Raw genomic sequence first — 16,776 nt, forward strand, 5'->3', positions numbered from 1 at the left:
AAACTATTCATCCATGAAGCCCACACATTATGTTGTTCAAAACTAGACCATAGCGTGTAAGCTCCTACTCATGTCTCAGTATTGCATCCCGATTTTCATTGGATTATTTAGAAGTTTTATTTGACATTTTTGAATGATCCATTTTCGACATATCAGTCGAGTTTCCATGCTGATGTTGTGAATGATCATTTTTTTGAGTTTTACTTTCCTTGGTTGGTTTACAAGGCTCTTTACACTTCTCCTGTTTTTTTACTGTAGTTTTACCGTCAGCTGTTTTATGTTCATCACCATGTGCCCAAGTTTGTGTAGTGCCGATTAATGCACCTATACACATGAATACCATTACACTTTTACTGAATATTTTTTGCATTTTGTCACCCAAGTTGGCTTTGATTCGCTCTACAATAAGACAGTGACTCAAACTTCAAGATGACATGAAAATGACATTTATGTCATTCATGGGCATATTTGCTTTTATAACGTTATGATGACACCGAATGAGATAGGCACTTGAGGAAATTACAATGAGAATTTTATTGGTCGAAGATGAACAAAAAACTGGTGATTATCTCAAACAAGGTTTATCTGAAGCTGGTTATATGACTGATTGGGTCACAGATGGACGCATGGGCAGACATCAAGCGCTTTACGAAGAATATGACCTTATTATCTTAGATGTCATGCTGCCAGAGCTAGATGGTTGGCATATCATTCATGATGTCCGTAAAAGCGGAAAAACCATGCCTATTTTGTTTTTAACCGCACGTGATCAAATTGAAGACCGAGTTAAAGGACTGGATCTAGGTGCAGATGATTATTTGGTTAAACCTTTTGCCTTTGCAGAATTATTAGCACGTATTAAAAGTCTGCTTCGTCGTGGACAACAAAGAGAAGACAGTAACTTAATTCGGATTGCAGATCTTGAGCTAGATTTAAGAAAACGTCGTGTTACCCGCGCAGGACAACGTATTGATCTCACTGCAAAAGAATTTGCACTGATGGAATTATTCATGCGCAGACGCGGAGAAATTCTTCCTCGAGCACTCATCGCATCGCAAGTTTGGGACATGAACTTTGACAGTGACACCAATGTGGTTGAAGTTGCAATTAAACGTTTGAGAAATAAAGTCGATCAAGATTTTATGCCGAAACTGATTCAAAATGTTCGCGGAATGGGCTATGTGCTTGAGGTAGAAGATGAGTAATCGGCTGTTTAATGCTTTAAGTTTTAGAATTGCCATTATTTTTTCTTTTTCTACCATTACTATTCTAATGACAATGGGATTAGTCATCCATAAAGGCGTCACACGGCACTTTGAGAAAGAAGACCAAAAGTTACTTGATGGAAAAATCCAACTCATTCATAGCCTATTAGCGCAAAACCCCACGGACTCGTTTGAGCTGTCCATCTCATTAAATGATGCACTCATTGGGCATGATAATCTGATTGTTCAAGTTGAACGACCAACAGGTAAGATTATTTTTAGTTCAACCAATGCCATTATTGCCACACAGAAAAACACCAAATCTCAGCACTATCCGTGGATTGAATGGAAAGTACAAGATAAAACCTATCGTGGATTTATTTATAAAAAAAATATTAAAAGCAATAATATTGTTCAATCTACCCAAATTCTAGTGGGTATCGACACCTCCGAGCATTTAATCTTTTTAAACGAGTTTAGGCGCCAACTGTTTTATATCGGTTTAATTGGTACACTGTGTTTGATGTTTTTGGGTTGGTACGCCGCATGGCGAGGCTTACGTCCTGTGCAAAGAATGGCGAAAGTCGCAGAAAGTATTTCAGCACAACATCTTTCTGTTCGTTTAGAACTTAAAAATACTCCTTTGGAATTAAAACCTTTGACCATTGCATTTAATGAAATGCTCGATCGTTTGGAATTTGCGCTGGAAAAGCTCTCAGACTTTTCATCAGATTTAGCCCATGAAATCCGTACTCCGATCAACAACTTAATGACACAAACACAAGTTTGTCTTTCTCGTAGCCGTGATATAGATGCCTATAAAGAAGTTTTATTTTCCAATTTAGAAGAGTTTGAACATCTGGCAAGAATCGTCTCGGATATGTTGTTTTTAGCAAAAGCAGAAAATGGTTTAACTTTAGCCAAAGTTGAACAGATTGATTTAGCTACAGAAATCGAAGCATTATTTGAGTTTTATGATGCGCTCGCTGCGGAAAAAAATATCCGTTTTGAACAATCAGGTTCAGGTAAAGTCAATGCTGATCCAACCATGTTACGCCGTGCTTTAAGCAATTTATTTTCCAATGCGATTAAATATGGAAAAGCAAATTCAGTCATTCGTGTTAAATTTCAACAACAAACAGAAAATACTTTATTTTCGATAGAAAATGAAGGTCCTGCCCTCTCTCCAGAACAATTATCACGTGTATTTGACCGCTTTTATCGGACTGATGCATCTCGTCAAAGAGTTGAAGATGGCACAGGGCTTGGCTTGGCAATCACCAAGTCAATATTGGATATGCACAACGCACTGATTTATGCAGAATCTAGAGATGGGCTGGTGATTTTTTCGATTATTTTTAAGAATTAATACTTTGACTATGCATTTCAATCACAATTGCGAATCAATAGGTCAAGATCGTCAATCCATTTGATTCTTCATAGAAGTGATTCGATTTCAATTATTCATATTCAATAAACTTTATGCTTATATAAAAATGATTAGACGCTTTTAGAGATTTATTTTTCAATCATAGATGGTCTTTCTAACCTAAGGCGACATGGATGTCGCCCTGTTGGGCGAGGGTGTAAGTTCCCCTCGCTCAATAGGGTAAAAAACCAAGTACGGTTTTTTACAGCACACGTTTTAACAACCTCTCAGAATATGAACTTTTTATGCACTTAGCCGTAAACGTAATGCATTTGCGATCACGGAAGCAGAACTCAAACTCATTGCAAGCGCAGCGATCATTGGAGACAACAACCAACCTGTAAAGAAATAAAGCGCTCCTGCGGCAATAGGTATTCCCAAAGCATTATAAAGAAAAGCAAACATCAAATTTTGCTTCATATTTTGGACAGTTGCTTCAGAAAGTGCGCGTGCAGTCCCAATTCCTCTAAGATCACCCTTAATCAAAGTGACTTGAGCGCTATTCATTGCAACATCAGTACCTGTTCCCATCGCAATGCCAACATCAGCTTTTGCTAAGGCTGGTGCATCATTAATGCCATCTCCTGCCATTGCAACAATGCGCCCCTCACTTTGTAATTTACTGACCAAATCAAGTTTATCTGCGGGTTTAACTTCGCCATAAACTTGGTCTATTCCCAGTTTTACCCCCACTGCACGAGCTGTGGTCATACCATCGCCTGTTGCCATTACGATCATCACGCCATCTTTCTTTAAAATTTCGATCGCTTCCGGCGTGCTGCTTTTTATGGGATCAGAAACTGCCAGTAACCCCATTAGATACCCATCAGCTGCCAAATACATAACACTAGCGCCTTCAGATCTTAATTTCTCTGCTTGAGACACTAAAACATCAACAGAAACATCCAACTGTTGCATTAAAGCAGTATTACCAAGCGCTAAGCTCAAACCTTCTACTTTGCCCATCACCCCGATACCAGAGTCAGAGTCAAAAGATTCAGGTGTAGTTAATTCAATATTTCGTTCACGGGCAGCGTGTACTATGGCTTCGGCTAAAGGATGCTCACTTCCTTGATCTAAACTTGCAGCCAAACGTAATACATCATCACTTGAAACACCTTCTGTGGCAATAACACGATCAAATCTCGGCTTCCCTTCAGTGAGCGTCCCTGTTTTATCAATAATTAAGGTATCGACTTTACGTAAATTTTCAATTGCAGCAGCATCGCGAAATAACACACCTTTTGTCGCCCCATTTCCAGTCGATACCATAATGGACATGGGCGTCGCCAAGCCCAGAGCACATGGACAAGCAATAATTAAAACAGCAACAGCATTGATTAAACCATATACCCAACTTGGATCAGGTCCGAAAATCCCCCATCCGATGAAAGTAGCAATCGATACGCCAATCACAACCATGACAAATTTTCCTGCAACTTGATCTGCCATACGTTGCATCGGTGCCTTTGATCGCTGAGCTTGCGAAACCAACTGCACAATTTGGGAAAGCATGGTCGCAGAACCCACTTTTTCTGAACGTATAATCAATGAGCCACTTGTATTTAAAGTCGCTCCAATCACTTGATCTCCAATTTTTTTATTGACAGGTAAAGGTTCACCAGTCAGCATAGATTCATCAATAGAGCTTTGTCCCTCTACAATAACGCCATCAACGGGTACTTTTTCACCCGGTCTAACTCTTAATACATCTCCAACGTGTACAGAACTCAGTTCAACATCTTCTTCAGTTCCATCAGCATTGATTTTTCTTGCTGTTTTAGGGGCAAGACCAAGTAATGATTTAATCGCGGCTGAAGTTTGGGAACGGGCTTTTAATTCTAAAACCTGTCCTAATAAAGTCAGTGTAATGATTGCGGCAGTTGCCTCAAAATAGACCGATACACGCCCCATGGAAACGAAAGAGTCAGGAAAAACCTGAGGAGCTATTGTTGCAACTACACTATAGACAAATGCAGCACCTGTTCCTAAACCAATTAATGTCCACATATTTGGATTTCGGTTTACAACGGACTGCCAACAACGAATAAAAAATGGGCGACCTGCCCAAAACACGATAGGTAAAGTTAAAACCAACTCAATCCAACTTTGCGTCGACATCTTAAACCAGTTCACTTGATGACCAAACATAGCAAGAAAAACAACAATAATCGTGATTGGTAAGGTCCACCAAAAACGCTTTTGAAAATCCTCTAATTCAGAATGATCTTCATTTTCTAAAGTGGGCAATTCTGGTTCTAAGGTCATACCACATTTAGGACAATTTCCTGGATGATCTTGTCGAACCTCAGGATGCATCGGACATACATAAATTGTCGCGGAGTTTTGAAGAGATTGATCCTTCTCACTTGGCTGAGCAGAATGGTGTGAATGACTTGCCTTTTCATGTCCTACAGGATGTTGTATTTCCTTATTGCTGGAGGTGTATAAATGTGGAGCTGCGCTAAATTTTGATTGGCATTTCTCACTGCAGAAATAATACGTTTTCCCTTCAAAATCATGCTGAAGCGCATTTTTTATATCTACATTCATATTACAAACAGGGTCTTTCATAGAGTTTTCTATAGTTTGCACTTTTTGTTCGTGTTCCATATTTCTCTCCGTGATTTTTTTCACATGCTCTTTAATTTAATACTTCGATTGTTGTGACAGATGTTCCTTTCTACACGTTGTTGGCTTCAATAGTGTTCAAGCCGACAATTTATCATCGCGCATTATTTAATTTTACTAAACAACAGAAATGTAATTTTAAAGTCATACTATTGTATGTTTGGATATTGAATAATTGAATAGTTAAGCAATCGTAGAGACTGAGGTGATACGGTTGCTTAACCATTATCTTATTAATAGGAAGTTTCATATGCGCTTTTTTCAAAAGAAAATCTCGACAGTATCCAGCATATTTCTTGGTATTACGCTGCTTTTCAAAGCAACCAGCGCACTTGCTCATGTAAAATTACTCAGCGCAGTTCCAGCCATGAATGCAACTGTGACGGATCAACCTAAAAACCTCACTCTCAATTTTGGAGAAGAGGTCATGTTGATGAACATTAAGTTAATAGATGCTCAACAAAAAAATATTTCATTGAACTACAAAGTGAATCATGACCTTAAAAAATCCTTTAATGTTCCAGTTCCAAATCTTAAAAAAGGAAAATACACTGTGACATGGACAACCATGGGCAAAGATGGGCATAACATGAGTGGTGAGTATAGTTTCACGCTCCAATAAAATATTTGAATCGTCAATGAAACACCAGCAGATTTCTAGCACCGTATTGATTTGGGAAAATCATGATTTCTGAATATTGGATTGGATTAACTTGGCTGAGCAAAGTCACTTTGTATTTAAGCATGGCATTTATTACAGGTGGCGCATTTTGTTACTTGTTATTTAATCGTTTCATCTCACTGAAAAAAAGCATTCTTAAATATATGTGCTTTGGAGCAGGTTTAGGGCTGATCTCTAGCATTGCTGGTTTTTTCATTCTGGTCGGTAGTTTTGCAGATTCAGGGTTTGCTGGAATATTCAATACGACGTATATCCAGATCCTCTTGAATACAGCTACTGGTCAAATGTTGATTGGACGTATCCTTATTTTTCTCGTTCTTCTGCTTTTATTGTTCATCAATTTCACTCAAAAAACCACACAGACGTCTATGTTTGAACGATTTTTATTTGGGCTATTCTTGCTACCGCTTGCCTATAGTTTTTCTCAAACTGGGCATGCAGCAAACTTACCTTTTTTTGCTCAAATTCTACTGACAGTTCATGTACTATTCATTTCCGTTTGGATGGGTGCTTTATATCCATTATTCAAAGCTACCCGTCAATTGGAAGGACTTGCTTTGAAAGACCGTACACATTTATTTGGGCAGATTGCTGGATTTATTGTGGGCATCTTAATTGTTTGTGGTGCAAGTGTTGCGGTGCTTTTATTTAAAGATATTGATACCTTGACCAGCACCCCTTATGGCTATGGATTTATACTCAAAATCTTGTTTGTTGGTTGTATATTACTTCTCGCTGCATTTAACAAATGGTTTTTTACCCCGCAACTGCACAAACCTCAATTTGGACGATATCTGGGTTATGCCATTTTGTTTGAAATGTCGATTGGGTTAATGATTCTGTTTACCACGGCATATATTACAACAGTCGTCGGGATTGAATGAGTGACCTATACGGACTGACCCTGTCATACTTTTTGCTTAGCTTTTTTCAAAATGCAAGACTTACTGTTCTTAGACTGTATTGCCTCATCTTTAGTCTTGCTTCGTTCCAAAGCCCATCCAAATATTAAATAAAGTATCAGCTTGTTTGGCTTATATTTTTAAGGATACATCTTACACAATAGTCAAATCGTCTGATGATTCACATAAGTAATTTTATTTCGATCATGCATATTCAATAAACTTTCTGTTTTTATACAAGTTGTTAGATGCTTCAGTGATTCATTTATTTTTGCAAGCATGGATGGGCATTCTATCGTGATGCGAGATGGATATCGTCATGTTGAGTGGGAGTGTATGAGCAAAAACAAACTCTGATTTGTTTGCAGCATAAGAATGCGGTTAAACAAAAAAATGACTTAGGCAAAGTGAGACATCATCTATACAACGTTATTCAAACTTTAGATGTAAAGCATGGCAACGAAAGCTAAATATTTTTAAACAATAGATTCATCTCATTCATTTTATTGATCAAGAGAAATTCTATTTTACGATATGAGTTTTACTACAGATTGATTATATTTCGCTTGACCTTCCCATGATGGAAGAGTTTAGGATTAAATCATTCAAGAAAATAGTAAGGTATAAATGATGGCAAATTCTCCATATAGTACTGATTCTGATTTAAAAATGAACTTACAAATCGAGGGGATGACATGTGCCAGTTGTGTGGGTCGTGTAGAAACTGCGCTTAAAAAAGTGGATGGTGTAAAAGATGCTGTCGTAAACTTAGCAACAGAGCGCGCAGATATTTCACTCGATAAACCAATACAACGTCAACAGCTCATTCAAGCTGTTGAACAAGTTGGTTATGATGTTATCGATGAAAAAATTGAATTCTCCATCGATGGAATGACCTGCGCTTCCTGCGTAAGTCGTGTTGAAAAAGCATTAAAAGCAGTTGATGGCGTAAAAGAAGCGGTTGTGAATTTAGCGACTGAGCGCGCAACTGTCAGTGGTCATGCCAGCGTCGATGCACTCATTGCCGCCATAGATCGAGCCGGCTATGATGCCAAACAAATCCAAAATTCAGCTCCTAATCAAACTCAGCATCTTGAGAAAAAAGATAAAGAACGTAGTGAATTAAAAAGGGATTTAATACTGGCGACAGTTCTTGCTCTCCCAGTTTTTATACTAGAAATGGGTTCGCATATCTTCCCTAGTCTGCATCACTGGATTGCACAAACCATCGGTATACAAAATAGTTGGTACCTACAATTTATTCTGACCACGTTAGTACTGGTTATCCCAGGTCGTAGATTTTATGCACATGGTTTTCCTGCTCTGTTTCGCTTTGCGCCAGACATGAATTCACTGGTGGCTGTAGGTACATTAGCGGCCTATCTTTTTTCTCTTGTTGCAACATTTGCACCGCAGATTTTACCCGCTGGCACCGTCAACGTTTATTATGAAGCGGCAGCTGTTATCGTTGCCTTGATTTTACTTGGTCGTTTTCTCGAAGCAAAAGCAAAAGGAAGAACTTCCGAAGCCATACAACGCTTAGTCAATTTACAAGCAAAAATCGCACATGTATCGCGTAACAATCAAGTCGTCGATATTCCTATAGATGAAGTAGTTGTAGGTGACTTTATCATTGTGAAGCCAGGTGAACGAATTCCAGTCGATGGTAAGGTGGTGGATGGGCAAAGTTTCGTTGATGAATCCATGATTACTGGAGAATCTATTCCTGTTGAGAAAAAGGTTGAAAGTGATGTTGTCGGGGGTACTATTAATCAAAATGGTACTTTGACCTTTACTGCTGTTGCTGTTGGCGGTGAAACCATGCTTGCTCAAATTATTCGCTTAGTTGAACAAGCACAAGGCTCTAAAATGCCGATTCAAGCTGTGGTTGATAAAGTCACATTATGGTTTGTTCCTGCCGTAATGTTGGCAGCGACACTCACTTTTTTAATCTGGCTTATTTTTGGTCCATCACCAGCCTTAACTTTTGCTTTGGTCAATGCTGTGGCTGTCTTGATTATCGCATGCCCTTGTGCCATGGGTTTAGCAACACCAACATCAATTATGGTGGGTACAGGACGCGGTGCTGAATTAGGCGTGTTGTTCCGCAAAGGTGAAGCATTACAACTGCTTAAAGACTCTAAAATTGTTGCTGTAGATAAAACTGGAACTTTAACAGAAGGTCGTCCCGTATTAACGGATTTTGAGGTCACTCAAAATTTCAAATATGAACATGTTTTAAGTTTGGTCGCAGCTGTAGAGTCGCGTTCCGAACATCCGATCGCGCAAGCAATCGTCGATGCAGCAAAACGGCAAAATCTTAAACTCTCTCGTGTGGATAGTTTTGACTCTGTCACTGGTATGGGCGTTTTAGCAACGATCGATGGGCATACGATTCATGTCGGTGCAGATCGTTACATGCTTCAGTTAAATGTGGATATTTCACCATTTGCAAATACCGCACAACGTTTAGGAGATGAGGGAAAATCTCCACTTTATGTTGCGATTGATCACGAGTTAGCCGGTATTATTGCCGTTGCTGATCCAATTAAATCCACCACACCAAGTGCAATTAAAGCCTTACACCAATTGGGTCTCGAAGTCGCGATGATCACAGGTGACAACGCGCGTACAGCGCAAGCCATCGCGAGAAAATTAGGTATTGATCAAGTGATCGCAGAAGTCCTACCCGAAGGAAAAGTAGACGCGATAAAACAGCTAAAAGCACAACATGGCAACATCGCTTTTGTTGGAGATGGTATCAATGATGCACCTGCTTTGGCGGAAGCAGATGTTGGTCTTGCAATTGGTACAGGAACAGATGTTGCGATCGAATCCGCAGATGTCGTATTGATGTCTGGAAACTTACAGGGTGTTGCCAATGCGATTGCATTGTCCAAAGCAACCATTGGTAATATTCATCAAAATCTATTCTGGGCATTTGCTTACAACGTTCTGTTAATCCCCGTTGCGGCAGGGCTGCTTTATCCTGCTTACGGTATTCTTTTATCACCCATATTTGCAGCAGGTGCAATGGCATTATCAAGTGTATTCGTTTTAGGAAATGCTTTACGTTTACGTCGGTTTAACCCGACGTTGACTGCACAATAACATCCAAGGAGACTCAGATGAACATTGGAAAACTGTCTAAAGCTGTCGGTATATCTGCCAAAATGATTCGCTACTATGAACAAATTGGTTTAATTCCCGCTGTCGGACGCAATAATTCAGGTTATCGCTCATACAGTGCCCAAGATGTAGAGCGCTTAAAATTTATTAGAAAATCAAGAACATTGGGTTTTTCAGTCAGTGAAATTACCGATCTTCTCGATTTATGGAATGATAAAAAAAGACAAAGTGCAGATGTGAAAAAATTAGCACAATCTCATATTGAAAAACTGGAATTGCGGATTTTTGAATTGCAGAAAATGACGGAGACTTTACAGAATTTAATCAATTGTTGTGCTGGCGACCATCGACCAGACTGCCCTATTCTTGATGGATTGCAGACAACAGATCTCGAAATAAGTGATGTGCATCACCATAACGATACTTTATCCCTGTCACCTCTTGGCACATCCAAAGCTTAAATCTTCATCTATTTTTAACCCGAATCCGAGATAAGAAAACTGTTAAAGAATAGGCATTTGAGTCACAATTTAATCACGACAAAAACTGAATATCCTCAAATGCCTATAGATATACAGCTTATATCACTTTTTTGCTTAATTGATGATTTTTGTTCAGATATTTCCGATGATATTAAGCAATATATGTTCACTCATAGCAACACAAATTGAGCGCTCAAAAGTATCATCCGTTGGAATCGCCTTCATTGACTCTACTAAACTTGCTGTATGCCATAACAAAAGAATAAATCAACATCGTGTATTAACTGATAGTGCCAGTCGAGGAAAAAGTTCAGTAGATTGGTTTTATGGCTTTAAATTACATTTAATTTGTGACCATGTTGGACAATTCGTTTCTTATTGTATTACAACAGGTAACGTGGATGATCGTAAAGTTTTACCTGATTTAGTTCAGTCATCAAAACTAAAGGGGAAAATGTTTGGTGATCGTGGTTATATTGGCGAAAATTGGAAAGTTCGTCTTACTGAGATGGGTGTTCAACTAATCACACGAATTAAAAGAAATATGAAGCCACAAGCTTTAGACCCACTTGATCGTGCGGTATTAAGAAAGCGAGGCATTATTGAATCACCATTTAATTTAATGAAAAGTCAATTTGATCTTGAACATACACGACATCGATCAAAAATAGGACTGCTAACCACGATATTTTCAGCTTTAACGTTAGACCTATTGCGAAAGTAGGTTTTTGGGTCATTTAGCTATATGCAATACCTTATATAGTCAAACCGCCTGATTATTCATACAAGTGATTTGGATGATTCATTTATTTTGTACTTTTGAATCATAAACAGTCTTGCTATCACGAGGCGACATGGATGACGCCATGTTGAGCGGGGGTATTAGGATGTACCCCTCGCTCAACGGAAGATTTTTGTTACTTTTCATCTCTGAAAAGTAAAGTATCGCCTACGCAAAACAATTTAAACTCTAGAGCTAAAGCGTGGCAGTGCAAGGCGTATATCATCAAACAATATATTGATCGCTTTAATTTTATTGATCAACAGAAATGATATTCTACTGTATGAATTTTTCAACAGATTAACTATATAACAAAGATCACAGCTGCTAAAATTTTGACTAACGCAAGAGCTCTGTTGTACGCTTTACTACTTGTAAAAGACGATAACTCAGAAATTCAACAGATTTTAGCTCCTCTTAAATTAAAATCCTTTAAGCCGAATTCACGTTATTTTTAGTTTATGTGAATAAATATAAAAAAAGCTACTGACCAGAGTAGCTTTTTTATGCCTCAGATTTTATCGTGCCGGATAGCCAATTTCAACAAGCATCCCTCTTACATCTTCTTCAGTCACGATTGTACTGACTTTCAAATGACGGTTCGGTGTATCCGCGATAATTTCTGCGTCCTCGTCTAATGTTTGAATCGCTTTTGCTATACGGCGCACGCACGCACCACAGGTCATATTTTCAACATGGAATTCCATATTTGGCTCCTTAATTAATCGTAAACTCATGATAAAAGTTGCCATTATTGTAAGGTCAAGTGTTTGAAATCATTTCTTTAACGATCATTGTAATTTTAAAATAATCAGGATGAATGACTTTAATTAAACGTATTTATTTATCTTTATGGATTGTTCATATTTAAGTCATCTTTATCCTTTTAATGATGCATTGTGTATAAATAAAAAATTCAAAAAAATGTAAATAATTTTTTAAATAAAATTCGGCTTTTAAATAAAAAAATTGCACAAAAATAAAACCAAACAACATTAGAAAATTATTTCAAAAATCACCAACAACACTCATAATTTACCCTATAGAATTTTCAAAACAATCAACACAAAACGGAAAACTAATTAATAAATCTAATGAAACAACTTAAGTAAAAAAACATCACATTACTTATATTCAATAAAAAACATGATTTTTTGTAATGAAAAATTAAGAGCAAAATAATAAAAATCAATTTTTATCGTTATAAAAAAATGTATTACATTTTCTCAATCATACACTTGATTAATCATCAAATCAATAAGATTGCTAAGAATAACTTCACTATATAAACTAATCCTGTTTATTCATATAAATATAACCTCAAAACCCACAAATATAGAGCAAGGTCTTAAATGGTTAAAAGGATTTCATTAAACTCATTTAAGTTTTTTTATTATGTAGCGATGTATGAAAGTGTGACAATTGCCTCAGAAAAGCTTTTTGTTACACAGGGTGCGGTTAGTCGACAAATAAAAAACTTAGAGGATGATCTAAATACGGTTCTTTTCATCAGAAAAGGTAAAACCTTAGAGTTAACCAATGAAGGTTTATTACTTCTGAATTGTTGTCAAGGCATTTTTCATGAAATTGATAAATGTCTTATTCGTCTTGACAATAAAAAGGAAAATATCAAAGAACTGGTAATTTCTTGTGAATCCACATTATGTATGAAATGGCTAATTCCCAGATTAAAAGATTTTAATGAATTAAACAGTGGTTTTGATTTAAAAATTACCACAAATGATAAAACTGTAAATTTTAGCAATGTTGATATCGCCATACGTAGGGATGATATTAATTGGAAAGAACATATTTACAGCATCAAACTCATGGATGAAACCATGTTCTTTGTTAAAAATTCAACCAAACATAATAATAACATTTTAATATCATCTTCGAGACAGAAGTTCTGGGGGACTTTATTAAAGATCAATCATATTAGAGATAAGATCACACAGCTGAATTATAAAGAGCTTGATCATTTTTATCTTTGTATCGAAGCATGCTTATCTGGTTTAGGCTCAACAATAGTATCTGGATACATGATCGAAAAAGACTTAAATAATGGCAACTTAGAGCCGATAACAGAGCCATTTCATGATGGCTCTTCCTACTATTTACTATCAGCATCTCCTTTAGAAGAGGACTATCGAAAAGTTGTTTTCAAAAACTGGTTAATTGAAGAGATAAATAAAACACAATTGAATTTAGAAAAATTTTCTTATCTTAAAAAAAAATTAGTTAAAGACCCTAATTATTCAATAAAATCATTAAAATAATAAAAATTTATTCAATTAAATAAAAATTTAAGATATGAGAAAATAATCAAAAGGAGAAAATTAATGCTTAAACCCAACATTTCATTCAAAACCAAAAAGTGGACCTGTAAACATTGTGGTCTACTCAAAGATATTTCAAAATGGCGAATTAAAATTGGTGACTCCGTTTTTTTTAATACGGGTCATCTTGATAAAAACTTTGAGTATATTAAAAGAACAACTCATGGCATTGTAATTGATCGGCAAAATAAATTTTTAACTGTATTAGACCAAAACAAGAATCAAACCTATTTTATTGATCAAAATGAGGTGCACTTAACGGATTCACCCGCACTTTTCTTATATCATATGTATGGAAAATGTGCCTGTAAACATGATAAAAATTAAATAAAATAGATGATTTTTACTAATCTTTACGACTAAATACATTGCGATACATTACAAAAAATTATAATATCCATTAAAATAAAGTACTAATACTTGATTACATCAATCAGTACATCAATTAATTCAATGTATGGATTACAAGAGCCTTTAACATGATAGAAAGATTATCGCTTAATTCATTAAAGTTTTTTTATTATGTGGCGATTGAGGGAAGTGTAACCATTGCGGCTGAACGCCTATATGTTACTCAAAGCGCAGTAAGTCGACAAATTAAAAATTTAGAGGATCTACTGAATGTTGCTTTATTTGAAAGAAAGAATAAATCTTTAATTTTGACTGCAGAAGGTAAAGTTCTTTTAGATTGTTGCCAACATGTGTTTAATCAACTTGATCATTGTGTCATTAGCATTAAACAGCAAAAATATAAAAGCAATAATTTAATTATTTCTTGTGAACCCACGATTTCGATGAAATGGCTTATTCCTCGTATGGTGAGCTTCAATGAGTTAAATCTTGGTTTTGGAATCACCCTTTTAACGGGTGGTGGACCTCTAGATTTTCAAAATCAAGATATCGATCTTGCCATTCGAAGAAATGATTTTGCTTGGGGTGATCATATTTTCAGTACCAAAATCATTGATGAATTTATGTTTATGGTGAATTCCAATCAACAAAATGCCTCAAATTTGTTACTCAGTTCATCACGTCCAAAGTTTAAAAATTACCTAGCGAAAGAATATCCTGAAATCTCAAAATTAAACACCATTGAGCTTGATCACTTTTATTTATGTATTGAGGCATGTTTATCCGGTTTAGGACAAACAATTGTTTCTGGCTTTATGATTGAACATGAACTTGATCACGATTTCTTTCAAGTTGAAAAGTATCTCCACTTTGATGATTCAGCCTATTATTTATTGGCTTCCTCTTCAATTGAAGAAGACAACAGAAAAGTGATCTTTAGAGATTGGTTGATCAAAGAAATGCAACAAACGCAACAAAACCTGCTGCATAAATTTGGCTTTGCCAATAGTGATCAAGAATTCGGTTGATCTCGCATAAATTTTTATAGCCGCTTTTATAGTTGTATTTCAACATCCCCTTTTCCAACTTTCTTCCCCGATGGAGAGGCAACTTAGAAAATCTACAGGATGTAGATACCATGAATTTAATCAAAGCCAAGAGATATTTTTCATAGTTTAAAAATAAGGATGTAGAATTTTCATATTTTTAAAGCGTGATAAAACATAGAGTCAAAACCGTCTGATTATTTATACACGTGATTTACATCGATGTTCTTTCTATCGTGAGATGGCATGGATGCCGCCGTCGGTCAAGGGCGATATGAGCAAAAACAAAGCACTGCTTTGTTTGCAGCGCAAGATCCCTGTTAAAGAAAAATTTTTGCTCTCTTTTCATCTCTGAAAAGTAAGATATCGCCTAAGCCAACGTATTTAAACTTTAGAACTAAAACATGACAATACACGCTTTAAATCTTGCAATACTATTTTTATCGTATTGAAGTAATTAATCAATAGAAATAATATCTTACGGTATGCATTTTTTAACAAATCAAACATCGAAGTTAGTTTCTTATACGCAAAAAGCTAAAAATGAATATTTTTAGCTTTTGATTGATTTATTGATAGTCTATTGAAACAGTTGCCTGAGTCTGTACATAACCTGGAGTAGCTGTTGCTAAAGATCTATAATAACGTGCCTTTAATGTTTTCATAAATGTCGTTGCAGTTGAACCAACAGGAATCGAATAAAAAGGGCTTTGTGTCCCAATCGCCAATGGCACATCAGCATTGTCTCTTAACTGTACATCGACATTACTACGATTTGCTAAACTTGGTGAATTTTTTAATATGCCATTGGTATTTACATTACTTGGGGTATAGCTATCGGTAATTGTTGCCAATAAAACTTTATTGGGCATTGCTGCAGTACAATAAATATTGACATTAAAAGATTGCTCATTTGCGGTTTGATTACTGTTCAACGTTGCTGTCGGTACGGGTGCTAAATTCACTATTTGGTTTGCCATGGTGCAAGTAGGAAGAGCAAAGTTCATTTGGATGTTCACATAAACTTCAGATGTTCCAACTTTAGGATTTCCACTTGGGGGTGGTGCATTTCCTAAAGCCCCTCCCCAATCATCATATTTATAGGCAAAAGTACCTAAATGAATACGAACTACTGAATTATTTAAAGCATCGATAACAGCGGCTGAAGGTTTAGTTGTAGAAAGTAAAGTCAGTTTAAATCTGCTATTTCTGATTGCGCTATTGGTTGTACCATTACCATTTAATCCCGCATAATAGCCTTCACCATTTATGATCTTAATCGGTCCTGCACTAGTGTCTGGTACTACACTATAATCCGTATCTAAAGCCAGGATATCGAATGATAAAGGATTAATATCATTATTCGATCTTAATCTATATTCAATCCGTAGATTATTCATCAACCAAATCTTTGCTGCTGCTAAGGTTATTGGATTAGCGTTAGAACCTGAAATAGTAATACCATTACTAACTGAAAAAGGACTACTGCCAACTAAATCAGTATTACCAGAAGCCGCTTTAAAAACTGCCCTTACAGCAACAGTATACGGCGCTGGTGTACAATTATTTAGCAATAAGGTGTTATTTGTATCATTAAATGTTTGTGTATATGGAAAACTATTAATTGTGCCACTTGTGCGATTAAACTCAATCATTGGATAGGTTACACAAGTCGAATTTGCTGCAAATATCTGTGTTGACGTAAGGCATAATGGTGCAAATAACCAAAGTAACTTCTTCATGATTTATTTACACTCCACTACAATTATTTTAAACAAATATAGATTTATCAAATTGAA

The 16,776-nt window shown here is 36.3% G+C and carries 13 protein-coding genes and 1 pseudogene; 10 read left to right on the top strand and 4 right to left on the bottom strand.

The genetic code is table 11. The annotated features are described in order from the left end of the window. Positions 1 to 103: 103 nt before the first annotated feature. Positions 104 to 370, bottom strand: a complete 267-nt coding sequence (locus TOL5_RS15595; RefSeq protein WP_010590876.1) for a hypothetical protein — start codon at positions 368 to 370, stop codon at positions 104 to 106. 154 nt (positions 371 to 524) lie between these two features. Here TOL5_RS15595 and TOL5_RS15600 point away from each other — a divergent pair, with 154 nt between their 5' ends. Both TOL5_RS15600 and TOL5_RS15605 read left to right on the top strand, forming a co-directional pair. Then, a complete protein-coding gene (locus tag TOL5_RS15600) occupies positions 525 to 1,205 on the top strand; it encodes a heavy metal response regulator transcription factor (RefSeq protein WP_004828666.1) in 681 nt (226 codons plus the stop codon). Next, on the top strand, positions 1,198 to 2,574 hold the full coding sequence (locus tag TOL5_RS15605) for a heavy metal sensor histidine kinase (RefSeq protein WP_042085672.1): 1,377 nt from the start codon (positions 1,198 to 1,200) through the stop codon (positions 2,572 to 2,574). Before TOL5_RS15600 ends, TOL5_RS15605 begins: the two co-directional genes overlap by 8 nt. A gap of 303 nt (positions 2,575 to 2,877) precedes the next feature. Here TOL5_RS15605 and TOL5_RS15610 read toward each other — a convergent pair whose 3' ends face one another. Then, a complete protein-coding gene (locus TOL5_RS15610; RefSeq protein WP_151781127.1) occupies positions 2,878 to 5,247 on the bottom strand; it encodes a heavy metal translocating P-type ATPase in 2,370 nt (789 codons plus the stop codon). A 268-nt stretch (positions 5,248 to 5,515) separates the two neighbouring features. On the opposite strand from TOL5_RS15610, the gene TOL5_RS15615 reads away from it, so the two are divergent. From TOL5_RS15615 to TOL5_RS15635, 5 genes and pseudogenes are all read left to right on the top strand, one after another. After that, a complete protein-coding gene (locus TOL5_RS15615) occupies positions 5,516 to 5,887 on the top strand; it encodes a copper resistance CopC family protein (RefSeq protein WP_004828659.1) in 372 nt (123 codons plus the stop codon). A 62-nt stretch (positions 5,888 to 5,949) separates the two neighbouring features. Further along, entirely contained in the window at positions 5,950 to 6,831 is an 882-nt protein-coding gene (locus tag TOL5_RS15620; RefSeq protein WP_151781126.1) for a copper resistance D family protein, read from the top strand. Positions 6,832 to 7,479: 648 nt separating this feature from the next. Then, positions 7,480 to 9,960: a heavy metal translocating P-type ATPase gene (locus tag TOL5_RS15625; RefSeq protein ID WP_221260495.1), complete on the top strand. Its 2,481-nt coding sequence runs from the start codon at positions 7,480 to 7,482 to the stop codon at positions 9,958 to 9,960. A 17-nt stretch (positions 9,961 to 9,977) separates the two neighbouring features. Then, the gene (gene cueR, locus TOL5_RS15630) at positions 9,978 to 10,439 is read left to right on the top strand and encodes a Cu(I)-responsive transcriptional regulator (protein WP_004828653.1); all 462 of its coding nucleotides are present in this window, start codon (positions 9,978 to 9,980) and stop codon (positions 10,437 to 10,439) included. Positions 10,440 to 10,538: 99 nt separating this feature from the next. Continuing rightward, a pseudogene (locus TOL5_RS15635) lies at positions 10,539 to 11,184 on the top strand (IS982 family transposase). A gap of 575 nt (positions 11,185 to 11,759) precedes the next feature. Here the strand turns inward: TOL5_RS15635 and TOL5_RS15640 are convergent. Beyond that, the gene (locus TOL5_RS15640; RefSeq protein ID WP_004828649.1) at positions 11,760 to 11,948 is read right to left on the bottom strand and encodes a heavy-metal-associated domain-containing protein; all 189 of its coding nucleotides are present in this window, start codon (positions 11,946 to 11,948) and stop codon (positions 11,760 to 11,762) included. Between the two features lie 645 nt (positions 11,949 to 12,593). Between TOL5_RS15640 and TOL5_RS15645 the strand changes: the two genes are divergently transcribed. The 3 genes from TOL5_RS15645 (at position 12,594) to TOL5_RS15655 (ending at position 14,959) form a co-directional block, all read left to right on the top strand. Next, complete coding sequence (locus TOL5_RS15645) at positions 12,594 to 13,520, top strand: LysR family transcriptional regulator (RefSeq protein ID WP_009586449.1); 927 nt, start codon at positions 12,594 to 12,596, stop codon at positions 13,518 to 13,520. A gap of 63 nt (positions 13,521 to 13,583) precedes the next feature. Next, complete coding sequence (locus tag TOL5_RS15650) at positions 13,584 to 13,907, top strand: hypothetical protein (protein ID WP_009586498.1); 324 nt, start codon at positions 13,584 to 13,586, stop codon at positions 13,905 to 13,907. A 152-nt stretch (positions 13,908 to 14,059) separates the two neighbouring features. Further along, on the top strand, positions 14,060 to 14,959 hold the full coding sequence (locus TOL5_RS15655) for a LysR family transcriptional regulator (protein WP_009586481.1): 900 nt from the start codon (positions 14,060 to 14,062) through the stop codon (positions 14,957 to 14,959). A 587-nt stretch (positions 14,960 to 15,546) separates the two neighbouring features. Here the strand turns inward: TOL5_RS15655 and TOL5_RS15660 are convergent. Continuing rightward, positions 15,547 to 16,719, bottom strand: coding sequence for a fimbrial protein (locus TOL5_RS15660; RefSeq protein ID WP_198114776.1), 1,173 nt, complete (start codon positions 16,717 to 16,719; stop codon positions 15,547 to 15,549). Positions 16,720 to 16,776: the final 57 nt, after the last annotated feature.

It is taken from the genome of Acinetobacter sp. Tol 5, assembly GCF_019702905.1.
Lineage (GTDB): Bacteria > Pseudomonadota > Gammaproteobacteria > Pseudomonadales > Moraxellaceae > Acinetobacter > Acinetobacter bereziniae.